This is a genomic window from Myxococcales bacterium, from assembly GCA_016720545.1.
Lineage (GTDB): Bacteria > Myxococcota_A > Polyangia > Polyangiales > Polyangiaceae > JAAFHV01.
In genome coordinates, this window is record JADKKK010000015.1 from 1 (window position 1) to 16,638 (window position 16,638).

General features: G+C 72.1%; 18 protein-coding genes and 3 pseudogenes. 15 read left to right on the top strand and 6 right to left on the bottom strand.

Features of this window, described 5'->3' with window-relative positions; translation table 11 throughout:
- Nucleotides 1–347 precede the first annotated feature (347 nt).
- On the top strand, nt 348–1,013 hold the full coding sequence (locus IPQ09_22975) for a hypothetical protein (protein MBL0197038.1): 666 nt from the start codon (nt 348–350) through the stop codon (nt 1,011–1,013).
- Between the two features lie 1,442 nt (nt 1,014–2,455).
- Here IPQ09_22975 and IPQ09_22980 read toward each other — a convergent pair.
- From IPQ09_22980 to IPQ09_22990, 3 genes and pseudogenes are all read right to left on the bottom strand, one after another.
- Nucleotides 2,456–2,831, bottom strand: a pseudogene (locus IPQ09_22980) (AAA family ATPase).
- Between the two features lie 298 nt (nt 2,832–3,129).
- A pseudogene (locus IPQ09_22985) lies at nt 3,130–3,600 on the bottom strand (hypothetical protein).
- Nucleotides 3,536–3,757 (bottom strand): hypothetical protein, encoded by a 222-nt coding sequence (locus tag IPQ09_22990; protein ID MBL0197039.1) that lies wholly within the window; start codon nt 3,755–3,757, stop codon nt 3,536–3,538. Before IPQ09_22990 ends, IPQ09_22985 begins: the two are co-directional and overlap by 65 nt.
- 1,694 nt (nt 3,758–5,451) lie before the next feature.
- Between IPQ09_22990 and IPQ09_22995 the strand changes: the two genes are divergently transcribed.
- The 12 genes from IPQ09_22995 to IPQ09_23050 all read left to right on the top strand — a co-directional run bounded on the left by IPQ09_22995 (nt 5,452) and on the right by IPQ09_23050 (nt 12,027).
- Entirely contained in the window at nt 5,452–6,207 is a 756-nt protein-coding gene (locus IPQ09_22995; GenBank protein ID MBL0197040.1) for a hypothetical protein, read from the top strand.
- Nucleotides 6,188–6,691 (top strand): hypothetical protein, encoded by a 504-nt coding sequence (locus IPQ09_23000; protein MBL0197041.1) that lies wholly within the window; start codon nt 6,188–6,190, stop codon nt 6,689–6,691. The genes IPQ09_22995 and IPQ09_23000 overlap by 20 nt, the downstream gene beginning before the upstream one ends.
- A 60-nt stretch (nt 6,692–6,751) precedes the next feature.
- Nucleotides 6,752–7,468: an efflux RND transporter permease subunit gene (locus IPQ09_23005; protein ID MBL0197042.1), complete on the top strand. Its 717-nt coding sequence runs from the start codon at nt 6,752–6,754 to the stop codon at nt 7,466–7,468.
- Between the two features lie 117 nt (nt 7,469–7,585).
- Nucleotides 7,586–7,771: an efflux RND transporter permease subunit gene (locus tag IPQ09_23010; GenBank protein ID MBL0197043.1), complete on the top strand. Its 186-nt coding sequence runs from the start codon at nt 7,586–7,588 to the stop codon at nt 7,769–7,771.
- Between the two features lie 45 nt (nt 7,772–7,816).
- The gene (locus IPQ09_23015; GenBank protein MBL0197044.1) at nt 7,817–8,515 is read left to right on the top strand and encodes an efflux RND transporter permease subunit; all 699 of its coding nucleotides are present in this window, start codon (nt 7,817–7,819) and stop codon (nt 8,513–8,515) included.
- A complete protein-coding gene (locus tag IPQ09_23020; GenBank protein ID MBL0197045.1) occupies nt 8,484–8,711 on the top strand; it encodes a hypothetical protein in 228 nt (75 codons plus the stop codon). Before IPQ09_23015 ends, IPQ09_23020 begins: the two co-directional genes overlap by 32 nt.
- A 40-nt stretch (nt 8,712–8,751) precedes the next feature.
- Nucleotides 8,752–9,012, top strand: coding sequence for a hypothetical protein (locus IPQ09_23025; protein MBL0197046.1), 261 nt, complete (start codon nt 8,752–8,754; stop codon nt 9,010–9,012).
- A 266-nt stretch (nt 9,013–9,278) separates the two neighbouring features.
- Nucleotides 9,279–9,563: an efflux RND transporter permease subunit gene (locus IPQ09_23030; protein ID MBL0197047.1), complete on the top strand. Its 285-nt coding sequence runs from the start codon at nt 9,279–9,281 to the stop codon at nt 9,561–9,563.
- Nucleotides 9,564–9,584: 21 nt separating this feature from the next.
- Nucleotides 9,585–9,803, top strand: a complete 219-nt coding sequence (locus IPQ09_23035; protein MBL0197048.1) for an efflux RND transporter permease subunit — start codon at nt 9,585–9,587, stop codon at nt 9,801–9,803.
- A 66-nt stretch (nt 9,804–9,869) separates the two neighbouring features.
- Nucleotides 9,870–10,838 (top strand): hypothetical protein, encoded by a 969-nt coding sequence (locus IPQ09_23040; GenBank protein MBL0197049.1) that lies wholly within the window; start codon nt 9,870–9,872, stop codon nt 10,836–10,838.
- Between the two features lie 281 nt (nt 10,839–11,119).
- Nucleotides 11,120–11,359, top strand: coding sequence for a sigma 54-interacting transcriptional regulator (locus IPQ09_23045; GenBank protein ID MBL0197050.1), 240 nt, complete (start codon nt 11,120–11,122; stop codon nt 11,357–11,359).
- Between the two features lie 50 nt (nt 11,360–11,409).
- Nucleotides 11,410–12,027 (top strand): sigma 54-interacting transcriptional regulator, encoded by a 618-nt coding sequence (locus IPQ09_23050; GenBank protein ID MBL0197051.1) that lies wholly within the window; start codon nt 11,410–11,412, stop codon nt 12,025–12,027.
- A 224-nt stretch (nt 12,028–12,251) separates the two neighbouring features.
- On the opposite strand, the gene IPQ09_23055 is transcribed toward IPQ09_23050, so the two are convergent.
- The 3 genes and pseudogenes from IPQ09_23055 to IPQ09_23065 form a co-directional block, all read right to left on the bottom strand.
- Nucleotides 12,252–12,464, bottom strand: coding sequence for a hypothetical protein (locus IPQ09_23055; GenBank protein MBL0197052.1), 213 nt, complete (start codon nt 12,462–12,464; stop codon nt 12,252–12,254).
- A 253-nt stretch (nt 12,465–12,717) separates the two neighbouring features.
- Entirely contained in the window at nt 12,718–12,948 is a 231-nt protein-coding gene (locus IPQ09_23060) for a hypothetical protein (GenBank protein MBL0197053.1), read from the bottom strand.
- 401 nt (nt 12,949–13,349) lie between these two features.
- Nucleotides 13,350–14,624 (bottom strand): annotated as a pseudogene (locus tag IPQ09_23065) (acyl-CoA carboxylase subunit beta).
- 466 nt (nt 14,625–15,090) lie between these two features.
- On the opposite strand from IPQ09_23065, the gene IPQ09_23070 reads away from it, so the two are divergent.
- Together IPQ09_23070 and IPQ09_23075 are read left to right on the top strand one after the other, a co-directional pair.
- On the top strand, nt 15,091–15,447 hold the full coding sequence (locus IPQ09_23070; GenBank protein MBL0197054.1) for a hypothetical protein: 357 nt from the start codon (nt 15,091–15,093) through the stop codon (nt 15,445–15,447).
- 738 nt (nt 15,448–16,185) lie between these two features.
- The gene (locus tag IPQ09_23075; protein MBL0197055.1) at nt 16,186–16,404 is read left to right on the top strand and encodes a hypothetical protein; all 219 of its coding nucleotides are present in this window, start codon (nt 16,186–16,188) and stop codon (nt 16,402–16,404) included.
- Nucleotides 16,405–16,638: the final 234 nt, after the last annotated feature.

Genomic DNA, 16,638 nt, shown 5'->3' on the forward strand with positions numbered 1-16,638 from the left:
TCGCGTCGGAGGGCACCCTCCGTCGCTGATGTGCTGTTGCGCAAGGGGCGACATCGTCACCGCCGCCTCGAGCCTGGAGGAAGAGTCGCTGGTGGCCTTCCTGAACCAAGCGGGGGCTGAGCTGCCCCGTGACGTCGCCCGCGGCTTCGGCCCAAGCTGCCTCCCTACGGCCGCCACCCGAGGCGGCGCTAATTGTACGCACGGCCACCTCGTGCAGGACCAACTCTGGCCCGGTAGCCCCCCGCCGCCGAGAGTGGGGTCTTGGCGGCGTGCCTGCGTGTGGCGGGTGGCACCCGCGACGCTGGAGTCGAGCTCACGGGGCGTTTGGGGGCTAAGGCCCAACGTGATTGGCGGCGCCCAGCGTCGCGACATTCGTCGAGGCGGTCCGCAGCGTCTTCGATCCGCGGTGGCGGCGGGAGCGCCTCGGCGTGGACGTGAAGCTCGCCGACGGGCCCAACGCGAAGCTCGTCGTCGAGGCCCACCTCGCCCCGACGACCCGCGGGCGCTGGACGCGGCGAAGGGCCGCACCGTGGCCGAGGTCCTCCGGGTCGAACGCCGACGCGCTCCCCATCGCCTTCGCCCTCGTGCTGCTAGCCGCGCTCGTCGTCGTGCGCGCTCAGCTACACTGCGCCGCGTCGGCGCAAATCGAGAGAGCGGCTCGAGCGCGACCGCGCCCGCGAGCGCGACCGCAGACGACGTCCCCGAAGGCGATATCCTCGCCACTCGACGAGGAGGCCATCCGCGCCCGCGTGCGCTCGAATGCGCCGGTCGAAGACGGCGACTACTTCGCGGTGCTCGGCCTCGGCGGTCACGACGCGACGGGCTACGGTGCGGCGCGCTTTACCTCGCGCTACGCCGCGAGTTCAGGCCCCTCTCGCATGCTCACGGCAGCCACGGCCGACCTCCGCAGACGTCAGGCACATGCCCGCGGTGCTCGGGGAAACCTGCCGAAATCCTTCCGGATCCCGCTCGTCGCGAGGCGCTACCAGCGCGCCATCACGCTCGCCCCTTGAGGGTCGGGCTGGCGAGACCAGAATTCGCATCTGGGCGACTTCAGGAGCACAAGCTCAGGGGAACGGGGGGCAGCCGCGGGCGCAGGCGGCAATGCGGCGTTCGCAGCCCTGGATGCCGCACGGGTAGCAGCACTCCAGAAGCCGCCCGCGCACTCGCTCGTGTCGGCGCAGGTGTCGCCGTCTGGCGCCCCGCCCTCGACCGGCGCGACCGCTTGCACGCCGGCGGTAGTACTGGAGTCGCGGTGAGCTGCAGCCCGTCTTGCGGGGATGTTCGTCCCGACGGCGAAGCACGGCCGAGGTGGTGCCGACGCCGCCGCGCGGTGCTGCGCCGCGGTGCCCGGCGCCGGAAGATCGAGCACCGTGAGGCTCGTCAGGCGGGCGGTCGAGTTTATTGCCCTGCCGGAGGCTGGGGCGGGGCGCGCACCCACCCACGACGCCGGACGCCTCGACGCGATAGGACGTGCCCGCCGACGTCGATGGATCGTCGACCGTGTCGGCGTCGGGGCTCCACACCTCCGGTCGCCTGGAAGACGCTGAAGCGGCCGATGCCCGGAGTAGGTCTTGGTGCCGATCTTGCCCGCGGTAGAGCGCCTGCGCCGTGGGGACCTCGGCCGCACGTCCGCGGGGAGCCTGGTCTCCGGGACGCGCACTCGGCCTGGCAGGTGCCGTCGGAGCAGCGGGTGGAGGGGTGAGTCACGCGTCGGACCCACGCGCCGCCGCCTTAGGGCGAGGCGCAGCGGCGATCGTCGTGGCGCGCGAAATAGAACGTGGACCGGCCGTCCGCCTGGGGCGTCCTCCGTTCCGGCCGTGACTCGTCGCTGACCTCGCCTCCGGTCGGGACACCGCTGGTCGAGCCACAGGCGAGGAGCAAGAGCAGGGACCCAAAGAGCGGAAACAAGTGCAGCGTCCATGGAGCGGCCGTCTAGCGCACACCAGAGCACCCCGCAACACCTCGGCAGCACGCGTCGCGTGCGCCCGAACGCACAGCGGCGCCAAACGCGGGGTGGCGGGCGCCGGCGGAGCCGAGGTCGCGCTACAGGGAGATCGAGAGCGGCGCGTCGCGGGGCGCAGGTTCGCGGCGCGTGCAGAACAACATGCGGTCGCGCTCGAGCCGGTCTGGGCCGCGTCGCCCCGCGCGTGAGGTCGCCGCGGAGGAGAGCATCTCGGCCACGGCGCCTCGACGAGGCGTCCCGAGGGTACGCCTGGCTGGCCTCGCGCCGAGCGTACGGTCGAAGCCGCCCGCGTCGAGGAGCACCTCGATCGCGTCCTCGGAGATCGTGGAGCGACACCCCTCGCGCTGCCGCCCGAGGTCGCCCGAGGCCCCGACATGCGCTGCGCGACCCGGCCACGTCGGCTCGAGGGCGCGAACGCGAGCACCTCGTCGAGGCTGTATAGCCTGCTTCAGGCGGCGCCTGGCGCGCGCGGCCTCGGCCATCGCCTCTTCATGGCGTGTGGCGTCCCGAGGGGTCGAGCCGCGCTTGCCGAAGCCGATCCGGCCGCGCTCGCGGGTCTCGTCGTCGGAGACGTGCGCGCCGATTTCGAGGTGAGGAGGAGAGCACCGTGTTGGTGAAATCGACGCGTGCGCCCGGGCGCCCGTCGGTGAGGCGACCCTCGTCGAAGACCTGCAGGAAGGCCTCGAGCACGTCGCGGTGGGCCTTCTCGATCTCGTCGAGCAAGATCACCTGATAGGGCCTGCGGCGAACCGCCTCGGTGAGCTGGCCCCCGAAGCTCTGGCCACGTACCCGGGCGGCGCGGCGCCGACGAGCCGGGCGACCGCGTGCGCCTCCGCGTACTCGCGCTCATGTCGATGCGGGTCATCGCGCTCTCGCTGAAGAACAGGCACTCCGCGACCGCCTTCGCCGTCTCGGTCTTGCCCACGCCGGTCCCGGCCGAGCAGCAGGAGGAAGGTGCCCACCGGGCGTTCCCGCAGGAAACCCGGAGGCGTTGCGGCGGAGCACCGTGGCGACCTTCGCGAGGGCCGACGAGTGGCCCACGATCGCTCGGCGAGCAGCTGCTCCAAGCGGAGCAGCCGGTCGCCGTCGGCCCCGGGCAGGCGCCGCTCTCGGGCACGCCCGACAGGCTCCGCCACCACCTCGACGCCCTCGGCGTGATCTCGTGGCTGCCGCGCCCGCGCGGCGCGCGCGCCCGCCAGATCGAGGATGGAGATGGCCTTGTCCGGGAGCGCGCGGCCCGGCAGGTAGCGCACGCTCAGGTCACCGCCCGCGCGAGCGTCCTTCGGCTGGTACTTCGCCGCGTGGTGCGCCTCGTAGAGCGGCGCGACCTGCTCGACCGCGAGGAACGTTCTCCTCCGGGCCGGCTCGACGACCTCGACCGGGGTGATCTCCGCGCGAGCGCGGATCCGTCGATGAACCGGCGGTACTCCCCCGGTCGGTCGCGCCAATGCACGGCAGCTCCCCCGCGCGTGAACGCGAGCTTCGAGCCGGCCTGGGCCTCGTCGCCGGCGTCGGGCCCGAACAGCGTGTGCACCTCGTCGAAAAACACCACGACCTTGCCTGCGCGCTTCACCTCCGCGCGGAGCTGCCGAGGCGCTTCGCGGCGAGGCGGCCTGTACGCCCGTGCCGGCCAAGGGCTAGGGCTGGCTCGATTTCGATGACCAGCCGGTCATCGAGCGACGCCACACCCTCGCCCGCGGCGATGCGCTGGGCCAGCCCGCGCACGACGCTGGTCTGCCGACGCCCGCCTGGCCGATGAGGCAGGTTGTTGGCGGTGCGGTTGGCGAGCACGTCGAGCGTACGCTCCGACCTCCTCGTCGCGCCCGACGACCGGGTCGGAAGCGCCCTCGCGGGAAGCTTGAGAGGTCCGACCAAGGCGTAAGGCATGGAAACTGCTTTGGATCCCAGCCCGTGCGCGGGGCAGCGCTGTGCGCTTCGGCCCGCCGCGGCGTGGGGCGCCCGCGTCCCCACGACGGGCCGGGCCCTCCTGGCAGCGAGGTGGGGCCGGCTGAGGCCCGGGGCTCCGCCGGAGAGCGCGGCGCCGGGCGGGTGGGGGCCGCGGTCCTCGTGAGCGGCGCTGGAGCACGCTGGAGCTGGGTCGTCGGGCTGGGGGTTGGGCGCTGGGGGGCTGGGGGCGGCAGCGTAAGGCCTCGGGGCAGGCTCGCCCGTCGCGAGCTGGAGCGCCGGGGGCGCACCTTCGAGACGTCGGTGCCGCACTGGACCATCGCGCGGTACGCGGCCGACGTGGTGTCTTGGCAGAGCGCGAACAGGATGCAGCGCGTTCGGCGCCCGGCCGGTTCTTTCTCGCCGCGCGAGCGAGCAAGGCGCGCTGGACCGCCCGCTGCGCGAAGTCTTGCGCGCGGGTCACGGCGCGGAGGAGCGCGTCGGGCGAGCCGTCGGTCGCGCGCGCGGCCCGCAGCAGCGGCGTGCCGTCGAGCCGCCTGTCGGCCAGGGCTGCGATACGTCCCCGGCCTGGCCGAGAGCGCCGCGACGCACGTGCGCGGTCGAGAAGCGCTCGCCTCGCCCCTTCGCGAGGCTCCTCGCGGCGCCTTGCGGATCAACGAAGGCTCCGGGTGCGGCACGACTGGTCATCGGAGTAGGTGGTCGCACGCGCCCGCCGGGGTGGGCCAAAAGAGAGGGCGACGAATGTGTCGCCCTGGCGCCTCCGCCCCGGAAGCGTGCCTATAACTGACCAGCCGGTCACAATGTCTCGCGTCGCCGATCCGACCGCCGCATCTCGCTGCTCCGCGCCGCCGAGGAGGTCTTCGCCAAGAAGGGCCTCCCGAGTCCGCGAAGGTCGAAGAGATCGCGCCTCGCGGGCGTCTCGAAGGGGCGTTCTATCTGCACTTCTCCGGGAAGGAGGAGGCGTTCCTCCAGGTGGTGGAGGCGTTCCTCGCGTACGGTTACGCGGCAGTTGCCGCGCAGCCCTTCGGCTGAGCTGCTCGACAGCAAGCAAAGACAAGACATCGCGGAGTGTGGCGTCGACGAGAACGTCGGCTCTTCGAGTTCTTGTGGCAAATCAGCGATTTTGGCCATTTCGCACACCTGCAAGGGGCGACTACGCCTACCCCTTCGAGGCGTGTTTCACCGCGATCTCCTCAAGCAGACGCGAAGGGCTGGGTCAACGCGAGCTCTTCATGCGCTGCGGCCTCTACCGGGCCGACCTCGACCCCTGCTCGTCGCGACGCTGATCGTGGGCGCCCACGGGAGGATCTCCAAGGCCATGCTCGCGAGCGAGCGGGAAGCCTCCGCTGCGCCGACTGGATGCTTTCGCCACGCACCGCGCGATCTTCGCGCTGGGGCTCACCGCCGACCACAACGCGAGCGCACGATCCCGAGGGCCCACGCTTCCCGGGTGACCCTGCCGACCTCAGAGTCCAGGCCACGCGCGCGGCAGGCGCGCAGCGGGCGCCGCGCGGCCGAGCACCGTCGAGCTGAGGCCCCCCAGTCACCACCGCCACAAGCACGAAACTACACAGAAAACCATGCACAGGCAGCCCCAGTTGGAGCCCGGACACTCTTACCCCACCACCTCGTCCGAGGCGCCCGCGCCCTCGAAGAGCGGCGGCCGCGTCGTGCTCATCGTCGGTCTCCTGGCCGGGCTCGGCCTCGCGGGGATCGTGGGCCTCCAGGTGACGCAGGCCCTCCAGAAGCGGAAGGACACCTCGGAGGAGCGGCACCGTCGCGGCCGCCGCGCTGGCCAAGCGCCCGCCGGTCTCGTCGTGTCGCCCACCCCCATGCGCTGGAAGCCGCGGGTCGAGCCTCACGGGCACGCCTTGAAGCCCTGGCGAGAGGCCGAGATCGGCTTCCGAGACCCCGGGACGTTTGGTGAAGCTTTCAACGTCGCCACCGGCGACACGGTGAAGGCCGGCGCGCTGCTCGCGGTGCTCGACGCCTCGCGCGCGGGCGCACAGGTGAACCAGGCCGTCGCGCAGACCAAGGCCGCGGAGGCGAACCTCGCCATCGCGGAAGACAACCTCCGCCGCACCGACGCGCTCATCGCCACCAAGTCGATCCCCGAGGCCCAGGCCGAGCAGGCGCGGCAGCAGGTCGCGCTCGCGCGGGCCCAGCTCGAGGGCGCGCGCGCGACGACGAACCTCGCGCAGCAGGGCGCCGGCATGCACTCCATCGTCGCTCCCTTCGCGGGCGTCGTCACGCGGGCCCCGACGGCGATCGGCAGTGTGGTGAACCCGGGGCGTCCCGCTGATTCACCTCGAGGACGTGACGCGCTTTCCGCCTGAGCGCCACGCTGAGCGAGCAAGACGTGGGCACGTCGCCCGGCTGACCGTCACGGTCGCCTACCAGGGGCGCAAGGTGGTGGGGAAGGTCATCGCGCTCGTGCCCTCGCTCGACCAGGCCACGCGCCGCGCGCCCGTCGAGATCGAGGTCCCCACCGACGCGAGCACGAAGCTGTCGCCGGCTACCGGCTTCGTGCGCGCAGACCGACGGCAATTCGAAGTGGCCTTACGCGTGCCAGCCGCCGCGCGGCGGGTCGGCCCGCAGAACGAGGGTGGTGCAAGTCGTGGGCGGGAAGGCGCAGCGCGTGCGGGTGATCCAGCTTCAGGACACCGACGGCTCGTGGATCGTGACGGGCGGCCTCGCGCCGACCGACCAGCTGGTGCTGACCCCTGGACGACCTGCAACGAGGGTGACCCGGTGGAGATCGCCGCGCCCTCGCCCGAGAAAGTGACGCGCCAGACCACGCCTCTGGAGATCTGCCCGTGAACATATCATCGATCGCCATCAATCGCCCGGTCTTCACCGTGATGGTCACCCTGGCCCCTCATGGTGCTCGGGGTGATGGGCTACACCCCAGCTCGGGACCGATTCTTCCCGGACGTGGCGTTCCCCGTCGTCGCCGTGACCGTGCCGTACCCCGGCGCAGCGCCCGGCGCGGTCGAGCAGCTCGTCACCCGGCCGCTCGAGGAGGCCGTCGTCTCGCTGAACGGCATCGACCGCGTGAAGACCTACTCGCGCGAGGCGCGTCGCAGGTCATCGTCCTCTTCAAGCTCGACGTCGACATCCAGCAGGCCGCCACCGAGGTGCGCGAGCGCGTCGCGCAGACCCGGCAAGCTCCCCACCAAGACCAAAGAGCCCATCATCAGCCGCATCGATGTGGGTGCAGCTCCGGTCATCACCTACACGCTCGAGGGCGGCGGGCGCTCGCTCTCGGAGACCGCGAAATTCGCACGCGACGTCATCAAGCCTTCGCTCGAGCAGGTCGACGGCGTCGCCGCGGTGAACGTGCTCGGCGGCGCGGAGCGCGAGGTGCACGTCGACCTCGACCTGGCCCGCATCGACGCGCTCCACCTCTCGCCGATCGCCATCCTCCAGCAGCTGCGCGCGCAGAACCTGAACGTTCCGGCCGGTCACTCGACGAGGGCGCTAGGAGATCAGCGTCCGCACCGTGGGCGAGCCTTCCACACGGTGGAGGCGATGCGCGACACGATCGTGGCGACCACGAAGGACGGTGCTGGAGCGTGCGCTCTCCGACATCGCTAAGGTGGAGGACGGCTACGAAGAAGGCTCCGCATGCGCATCCGCGCGAACGGCTCGCAGGCGTGTCGTTCGAGGTGGTGAAGCAGTCGGGCAAGAACACCGTCGCGGGTCGCCGACGGCGTGCAGGCGAAGCTCTCGGGGGCTGGAGCGCACCTTCCCCGAGGGGTACAAGGGGCCTCGGTCATCGTCGACCAGTCGAAGGTCATCCGCGAGAACGCCCACGAGGTGGAGGTCGCCATCCTCTTCGGCGGCGCGATGGCCATCCTGGTCATCCTCTTGTTCATGCTCGACCTGCGCTCGACCTGATCAGCCGGTCGCGCTGCCGACCAGCGGGTCTCCACGTTCTTCGTGATGTGGTCGCTGCACTTCACGCTCAACACGATGACGCTGCTGGCGCTCTCGCTGGCGATCGGGCTCCTCATCGACGACGCGGTGGTCGTGCGCGAGAACATCTCGAAGCGCCTGGAGCGGGGAGGAGCCCGGCGCGCGGCGCAGGAGGGCACCGCGAGATCTCGCTCGGCGTGCTCGCGACCACGCTTCACGATCGTCGCCGTGTTCGTGCCCGTCGCGCTTCATGAGCGGCATCTGGGCCAGTTCTTCTCGCCAGTTCGGGCTCACCGTCACCGCGGCGGTGCTGGTGTCGCTCTTCGTGGCGTTCACGCTCGACCCCATGCTCTCGAGCCGCTTCTCCCGAAGGCGCACGCGGCCGGCGCGAAGGACCCGTTCATGCCCCCCACGCGGCCGTTCCTGGCCGTCTTCGAGGGGATCGAGGGCGTCTACCGCCGCGTGCTCGGGTTCGCGCTCCGGAACAAGATCGTCGTCGGGCTCGGGGCGTTCCTGGCGCTGTTCTCGATCGGCCCCGTCGCCGGCCTCATGGGCAACGAGTTCGTCAACCAGGAGGACCGCGGCCAGTTCGTGCTCGAGGCCGAGCTGCCCGCCGGCACCAAGCTCGACGAGACCGCGCGGCCCTCACTCCCCGCCGGGTTCCAAGGTGCTCGAGGACCAAAGGTTCATCACCGTGCTTCTACGCTCCGGCGGCGGGCGAGGTGAACAAGGTGCGCTGGCCGCGTGGTCACCGTGCCGAAGAGCCAACCGAGACGTTCCGCTCGCCGACCTGAAAGACCGCGCCCGCGACATCGCGTACGCCGCGATGCCCGGCGCCAAGATCACGTCACCGACCCGCCCTTCGCTGGAGGGCGCCGCCACCGAGGCGCCCATCACGGTCCAGGTGCGGGGCGCCACCTGACGACGAGCTCGCCCCGCCCGCCCACGAGTTCGAGCAGGCGATGCGCGCCATCCCCGGCATGGCTGACCTCCAGTCCAACATGGCCGGGCAGCCGAGCGTCCGCGTGCGCGTCGACGCGACAAGGCCGCGCGCGCCGGCGTCCCCGTGGCGCAGATCGCCCTCGCGCCCGCGCCTCGGTTTCGAGGGCGACGAGGCCGGCAAGATGCGGCAGGGCAAAGACCAGGTGCCGATCCGCGTGCGCCTCGGTCGGGCGACCGCGCCACGGTCGACGACGGCGGTACCACGACCGTGCAGACCCTGAGCGGCCGAGGGAAAACGCGGATCCGCGACGGTCGAGCGCGGCGAGGGCCCCAGCGTCATCGAGCGCGAGGACCGCGAGCGCCAGACTCGTGATCTGGGCCTCGACCGATGGGCCGTCGCTCGGCGAGATCGTGCCCGAGCTACCGCCGCGTTCGCGAAGATCAAGCTGCCCCCGGGCGCGAGGCTACCACTTCACGGGCAGATCCGTCAGAACTGACCGGACACGAACGGCTCGATGGGCGCGGCCATGGGCCCGGCATCATCTTCATGTACCTCATCCTCGCGTCGCAGTTCGAGAGCTTCATTCGCACCCCGCTCACGATCATGCTCACGCTCGCGCTCGGCCTGGTGGGCGCGTTCACGGGCTGTTCATCGCGCAGCGCACCATGGCGATGGGGCGATGATCGGCATCATCCCGCTCATGGGCTCGTCACCAAGAACGCCATCCTGCTGCTCGACCGCGCGGCGTGCGTGTGCGTGAGCACGGCGACACGCCGCCTCGAGGCCATCCTCGCGGCGGGGCCCCGGAGCGCCTCCGGCCCATCCTCATGACCAGCGCGCGATAGTCCCGGCATGCTCCCGACGGCGACCTCCAACGGCGAGGGCAGCGAGTTCCGCTCGCCGATGGCCATCGCCGTCATCGGTGGGGTCATCAGCTCCACGATCCTGTCGCTCGTGGTCGTGCCCGTCGTGTACCTCACGATCGAGAACACAAAGGGCCACCTCGCGCGCATCTTCGGCATCAAGCCGTCGCCGGCGCGCCCGAGCGAGGCGCCTTCCCCGGCCGAGTAGCCGGGCCCGCCCAAAGCCGTCAACCCACTTGACCGCGCCGCGCGAGAGTGTCCACCATTCGGACACATGTCCCGCGAACGATCCCGCGCCGCGCGGGCCGCCCGTCCCGGGCGCCACCTGCGAGGACCTCCTCGTGGCCCGCGCAGGCCGCCCTCGACCGCGCAGACTTTCGCGGCACGCGCGCGCGGTGGAGCGCGCGGTGGCGCGCGCGCCGATCGTGACCCGCGCGACGGCGCCCGCGCCGCGAGCCGCCGGCTGCTCGCGACGGCGCTCCTGCTCGACGACGACGCGACCGAGGCCGAGCGCGTCGCGGCCGAGGCGGTGCGCGTCGCCCGGACCGCGCGCTCGTACCGCGACGAGGCGCTCGGGGAGCTCGTGCTCGCCGACGTGCGCCGCGCGGCCGGCGAGTACATCACGGGGCTCAAGCACGCCGCCCGCGCGCGCACGCTCGCGGCCCGCGCGAAAGCTCCCGCGACCGAGCGGGTGGTGCTCGCCGACCATGCGCTGCTGCTCGGCCGGCTCGGCGATCACAGGCGCGCCCGCGAGGCGTTCGAGCTGCTCCTCGCGACGCCGCTCGACGACCTGCCGCCGTCGCGCGCATTTCGTGTACTCTACAACCTGGCGGGCGTGCCGCGCCGCTGGGCCGCTTCTCGGAGGCCTTCGTTGGTGCTCCGGCCGGGCCGCGGACAGGCGACGCTCGCGCTCGAGGGCACGGGCGACCCGCGTCGCGCCGTCGCGCTCGCCGAGCAGGGGCTCGCGCTCCCCGCGCTGCTGCGGCCCGTGCGGTTCGCGCTGGAGAAGCGCACGCGGACGCCCACCTCGCTCGGCGGTCGCGCGAGGGCGGAGCGCGTGGGGATCTCTCGCTGGGGCCTCAGGCGAACGCGGGCATTCGCCTACACGCCGCCGAGGCCCTCGCGCTCGCGGCGCGCGCCGGACCGCCTGGCGCCTGGCTCCTCCGCTGGCTCGGCGCGCTCGCGATCGCGGGGAGCGGCGCGGCGGGCCGGGTGGAGCACGAGGCGTGCGCCGCCCTCGTGAGCGAGCCCGACCCGATCGGGAGCCTCGCCCGCGCGACGCTGCTGCCCGTGTTGCGCTCGCCTCGTCGACTGCACGCCCACCGAGCACCGCGCCCTTCCGGGCGCCTTCTCCGCCGCATCGAACGCCGCCTCGCCGAGCAGCGCCCGCAGGGGCCTCCACAGCCGCGGACGCGCAGGTCCAGTGAGCCGGTGCGCCGCGCGCGATGACGAGCGTCGGCCTCGTGGGCGAGTCTCCCGCTCTCAGGAGCGTCGCGCCCTCGCGCGCCGCCCTGCGCCGCGAGCGTGCTGCTCCTCGGCGAGACCGGCGCCGGGGAGCCGTTCGCGCGCCTCGTCCACTCAGGATCTCCGAGCGCGCCCGAGGGCCCTTCGTCGCGATCCAACTGCGGCGCCGTGCCCGGAGCCGCTGCTCGAGGCGGAGGCTCTTCGGCCACGAGCGGCGCGTTCACGGGGGCCGAGCGCGCCTGCCGCGGGCTCCTTCGTCGAGGCCGAGGGCGGGACGCTCTTCCTCGACGAAGTCGCTGAATGGCTCCACAAATGCAGGTCAAGCTGCTCCGGTCCTCGAGGACCGGGAGGTGCGCGCTCGGGGTCGCGGGCCTGCAAGGTCGACCTCCCGGGTCGTCGCGGCGACGCACCGCGCGCTGCCCCGGGCCTCGTCGAGCGGGGCGCGCTTCCGGCAAGACCTGTACTACCGGCTGGCCGCGTTGACCGTGCCCGTGCCCTCGCTCCGCGAGCGCATGGAAGGACATCCCGCTGGTCGCGCGGGCCCTCCTCGCCGCGCGAGCCCAGCACCCTGGCTCCACGCTCGACGTGCCGGCGCTCACCTCTCTCTCCCGAGCACGCGTGGCCAGGAACGTCCGCGAGCTCGGCAACGTGCTCCGCGCGGCGGACGGCCTCGCCGACGGCCTCCTGATCGCCGCCCCGACATCGCCGCCGCGATGGCGCGCGCGCCCGCAGAGGGTCCGCGCGCCAGAAGCCCGAGCTCCGCGAGACCACGCTCTCGGCGCTGCGCGCGAGGCGCCCAGGCCGAGCTCCGCGAGTCAGTGGGTCGCGCGATCGCCGACGCCGACGGCAACAAGCGCGAGCCGCCCGCGCGCCCTCGGCCTCAGCCGCCAAGGCTCTACCGTGTGCTCGAGCGCGGCGAGGTGGCGACGTCGCGTCGAGCCGCGCCGAGCTCGCGCACCGCGTGGTAGCCTGGTCTCCGAGGCGACGTCAGGAGGGGCGCATGGCGACACCCGTGACCCAAGGACAGGCGCGTCGGAACGCGCGGGAAGTACCTCCTCGAGGAGCATCATCGGCCTCGGCGGGATACTCACGGTCTACGCTGGCCGACGACCGCGGGCGCGCTTCGCGATGAAGGTCCTCCACCGCCCGCTCACCGCCGACGACGTGGCGGTCGCGAGATTCTTCGAGAGGCCTACCTCGCCAACAGCGTGAAGCACCCCGGCGTGTGCGTCGTGGTCGACGACGGCGTCTCGAGGCCGACCGGTGCCCCTACCTGGTCACGGAGCTCCTCGCGGGCCAGACCCTCGAGGACCGGCTGGCGGAGGAGGGGGTGCCTCACGATCGGCGGCGCCGACATCGCCATCGCGCTCGCCGACACGCTGAGCCAGGTCCACGGCGCGGGCATCGTCCACCGCGACCTCAAGCCCCGAACGTGTTCCCCACCGTGGCCGGCGTGAAGCTCTCGACTTCGGCGTCGGCAGAGCCGCGCGATCGCCATGAAGACCGCGGCCGGGTCGCTGCTCAGCACCCCCACGTACATGGCGCCGAGCAGGCGCAGGGCGCGAGCGTGGTTGACGGGCGCGCCGACGTCTTTCCCGCTGGGGGCGGTGCTCTTCCCAGTGCCTCGTGGGCGAGCGCGTCCACGAGGGCCAGGACGACTACTCGGCCTGGTTCGCCGCGGCCACCAGCCGGCGCGCTCCCTCACGGTGCCCCGCCCCGAGGGCGCCGCCGGCCTCGTGACCCTCGTCGCAGGCCTCGCCTACGACCGCGAGCAGCGGTGGCCCACCGCTGGCGAGCTGCGCGTCGAGGCGCTCCGCGTGCGCGCCACCCTGAGCGACGAGCAGGCGCAGTCGCGCCGCGTGGGCCCGCGACGGCTCGTTCTTTCGCATGCTCGACGACCTCCACGTGCCGTCCCTCCGCGAGCCCAAGGGGTGAGTCTGGCTGGGGGTGGGCTGGCGCGCCTTGGCTGAAGGAGCCGCTACTTGCAGCTCTTGCTCGCGTCCCGCGCTCGTGCGGCCAAAGGTGCATGCACCTCCGACTACCAACCGCCGCGCGGCCGCCTCAGAAGAGCGGTACGTGCCGCACGCGGCGGGTTGCCAGCCGCGCTTGTCCTTCAGCAGGTCGAGCAAGCGCGACAGCCGCGCGCGGAGCGTGCGCGGTGGATGACCTCGTCGATGAAGCCGAGCCTCCGCGGCAGCAGGGTTCGCGAAGGTGTCTTGTAGTCTGCAGTGAACTCGGCGCGCGCGGCCGCGGGATCGGCGGCGCGCGCGATCGCTCTTGCGCACGATGTTCACCGCGCCTCGGGGCCCATGACCGCGATCTCGGCGGTGGGGAAGGCGAGGTTCACGTCGGCGCGGAGGCGCTTGAAGCCATGACGCAGTAGGCGCCACCGTAGGCCTTGCGAGTGATCACGGTGAGCTTGGGGACGGTCGCCTCGGCGTAGGCGTAAAGGAGCTTGGCGCCGTGCTTGATGATGCCGCCGTACTCCTGCTGGGTGCCGGGCAGGAACCCGGGCACGTCGACGAAGGTGATGATCGGGATGTTGAAGCAGTCGCAGAAGCGCACGAAGCGCGCGACCTTCATGCTCGCGTTGATGTCGAGCACGCCCGCCAGCACCGCCGGCTGGTTCGCGACGACGCCCACGGGTCGCCCCCCACGCGCGCGAACCCCACCACGATGTTGGGCGCGTACCGCCCCGCGATCTCGAAGAAGTGCGCGTCGTCGACCACCGCCGTGATGACCTCCTTCACGTCGTAGGGCGGTTTCGACTCGAGGGGATCATCGCGTCGAGCTCCGGCACCTCGCGAAGCGCCGGGTCGTCGGTGGCTTCCCCGGCGGGTCTTCCGTGTTGTTCGACGGCAGGAACGACAAGAGCTCCCGGAGCTGCGCGATGCCAGCACGTCGCTCGGCGAGGCGAGGTGGGCCACGCCGCTCCGCGAGGCGTGGGTGGCGGCGCCGCCGAGGTCCTGCCGAGTGACCTCCTCGCGGGTCACGGCCTTGATGACCTCGGGCCCGGTGATGAACATTAGCTCGTGTTCTCGACCATCAGGATGAAGTCCGTGATGGCCGGCGAGTACACGGCGCCGCCCGCGCACGGGCCCATGATGGCGCTGAGCTGCGGCACGACGCCGCTCGCGAGCGTGTTGCGCAGGAAGATGTCCGCGTAGCCGGCGAGCGACTCGACGCCCTCTTGAATGCGCGCGCCGCCCGAGTCGTTCAGGCCGATGACCGGCGCGCCGACCTTCATGGCCATGTCCATGATCTTACAGATTTTTTGGGCGTACGCGCCGGAGAGCGAGCCGCCGAAGACGGTGAAGTCTTGGGCGAACACGAACACCTTCCGGCCGTCGACGAGGCCGTGGCCCGTGACGACGCCGTCGCCCAACACCTTCTGCTTCTCCATGTTGAAGTCGGTGCAGCGGTGAACGTGACGGAACCTCCCGATCTCCATGAACGAGCCGGGGTCGAGCAGCGGCTCGATGCGCTCGCGGGCGGTGAGCTTGCCGTTCTTGTGCTGGTGCGCGATGCAGGCCTCGCCACCGCCGAGGAGCGCCTTCGCGTCCATCGCGTCGGGCGTTGCCGCGGGATCCGGTGCGCCTCGACCGTGGCCGCGGGTGGGGTTAGCGAGTCGCTAGGCGTCTTGCTCATGGCGGCCACCTATAGCCAAAAGCGCCTCTTCGATCGCCCAGAAATCCGCGCACCTGGCATCCTCGGCCAACCCTCCCCTATTGTGGCTGTTCCAGTGGCCTTTGATCAAAGTCGGCCTACCCCAGCCCGGGGAGGTCATCGACGGCAAATACCCAGGTCGACCGCATCCTCGGGCAAGGCGGCATGGGCGCCGTCGTGCGCGCGTACCACCTGCTCTTGCGCGCGCCGGTGGCCATCAAGTTCATCAACCCGACGCAACGTCGACGTGCCCGGGGCGGTCGACAGGTTCCTGAACGAGGGCGTGGCCGCGAAGGCCATCGTCAGCGACCCGTCGTGAAGGTCGACGACGTAGGGAAGCTGCCCTCGGGTGCCCCTACCTGGTGATGGACTGCCTCGACGGGCGCGATCTCGCGCAGGTGCTCGAGGCGGAGGGCGCCCGGGCATCGCGCCCGAGCGGGTCGTTCTGTACGCGCTCCAGGGTGCTGCGCGCCCTCCAGGCCGCGCACGCCGCCGGCATCATCCACCGCGACATGAAGCCGTCGAACTGCTTCGTGGTCACGAAAGACGGTGACTCTGGCTTCGTCAAGATGCTTGACTTCGGCATCAGCAAAGTCCAGACCCGGGCAGCGAGTCGCTCACGCAGACCCACTCCGCCCTGGGCACGCCGCTCTGCATGTCGCCCGAGCGAGCGGGAAATCGCCGAAAGAGGTCGACGGCCGCACCGAGCGTCTACTCGGTGAGCGTCATCATGTACGAGCTCCTCTCCGGGCGCACGCCGTTCTCCACCGAGAGCGGCCAGCTCACCGGCTGCTCTTCAAGCTCTTCACCTGCGATCCCGACCCCCTCGAGACCCTGGCGCCGCACCTGCCGGAGGCCTCGCGGCCGTCATTCACAAGGGCCTCGCCCGCGACCTGACGCGCGCTACTCGTCCGCCTTGGCCATGGCCGAGGCGCTCGAGCCCTACGCGGACGAGCGGGGCCGCGCCCACATCCAGCGCATGCGGGCCTACGTGCCACCGGAGGACATGGGGCGACACTCGCGCGACATCGCGCCCGTCCGCCCTCGCCTTCTCGGAGCTTGGTCGCGGGGCGGTGTCGGCCTCGGACCGGGCGTCCTGGTGCCGGTCCCGCCGCTCGAGCGCAAGGTCGAGATGCCCTCGGGCCCCACCGGCACAATCGTGCTGGGGAGCCGAAGCCGCGCCCGCCGAGCCACCACGACGGGCTCACGATGGCCGAGCCCGTCGGCGTGTCTCACCGGAGCACCCGCGACGCCGCCGAGCCCTTCGCGCGGCCGAGCATAGCGGTCGCGTCGGTCACCACGCCGCCGCCCGCGCCCACGCTCGCGACCACCGACTCCGAGGCCGCCAAAGGAAGCCCAGCCAGCCGCTGCTCACGGGCGCGGGCATCGCCCTCGCGGCGGTCGTCGTCGCCATCCTGGTCACGCGGCCGAGCGGCGGTCAGCAGGCGACCCCCGACCCCGTGCGAGGCGTCGCGTCCGCCGTGGTGACCGCGGCCCCGCCGCCTTCGGCCGTCGCCCCCCCGCCGTCGGCCGTGGCGAGCGCCGCGCCGAGCGCCACGGCTTCGAGCGGCCCGACCAACCCGGCCGGCCAGCCCAAGGCCGCCACCTCGCCGGGCGCCCCGAGCGCGAAGCCCGTCTCGTCGGCGCTGCGGGCCGTCCAGCAGGGCCTGGCGAACTGACCGGTTCTGCAGGTCCCATCTCTGCACGCACCCGCGGGCTTCAGCCCGCGGGGAGATACCGCGTCGCTGACTGCCCGCAACCTGGGATTCGCGCTCGTGAGCTCGTGAGCTCGTGAGCTCGTGAGCTCGTGAGCGCGATCAACCTGCGGATTTTACCCCGCTCCGCGCGATCCTCCGCTACAACCAGGGGGAGCACCTGTGCGCCGCTCGCGGGATCGCGCGATCCCCGCGACG

What these genes read in the sequence shown, in the direction of transcription:
- IPQ09_22995 (MBL0197040.1), top strand. Translation starts at nt 5,452, where the DNA reads ATGCACAGGCAGCCCCAGTTGGAGCCCGGACACTCTTACCCCACCACC.
- IPQ09_23005 (MBL0197042.1), top strand. Translation starts at nt 6,752, where the DNA reads ATGGTGCTCGGGGTGATGGGCTACACCCCAGCTCGGGACCGATTCTTC.
- IPQ09_23015 (MBL0197044.1), top strand. Translation starts at nt 7,817, where the DNA reads ATGTGGTCGCTGCACTTCACGCTCAACACGATGACGCTGCTGGCGCTC.
- IPQ09_23025 (MBL0197046.1), top strand. Translation starts at nt 8,752, where the DNA reads ATGCGCGCCATCCCCGGCATGGCTGACCTCCAGTCCAACATGGCCGGG.
- IPQ09_23030 (MBL0197047.1), top strand. Translation starts at nt 9,279, where the DNA reads ATGTACCTCATCCTCGCGTCGCAGTTCGAGAGCTTCATTCGCACCCCG.
- IPQ09_23035 (MBL0197048.1), top strand. Translation starts at nt 9,585, where the DNA reads ATGCTCCCGACGGCGACCTCCAACGGCGAGGGCAGCGAGTTCCGCTCG.
- IPQ09_23040 (MBL0197049.1), top strand. Translation starts at nt 9,870, where the DNA reads ATGTCCCGCGAACGATCCCGCGCCGCGCGGGCCGCCCGTCCCGGGCGC.
- IPQ09_23055 (MBL0197052.1), bottom strand. Translation starts at nt 12,464, where the DNA reads ATGCCCGCGCCGTGGACCTGGCTCAGCGTGTCGGCGAGCGCGATGGCG.
- IPQ09_23060 (MBL0197053.1), bottom strand. Translation starts at nt 12,948, where the DNA reads ATGCGAAAGAACGAGCCGTCGCGGGCCCACGCGGCGCGACTGCGCCTG.
- IPQ09_23070 (MBL0197054.1), top strand. Translation starts at nt 15,091, where the DNA reads ATGGACTGCCTCGACGGGCGCGATCTCGCGCAGGTGCTCGAGGCGGAG.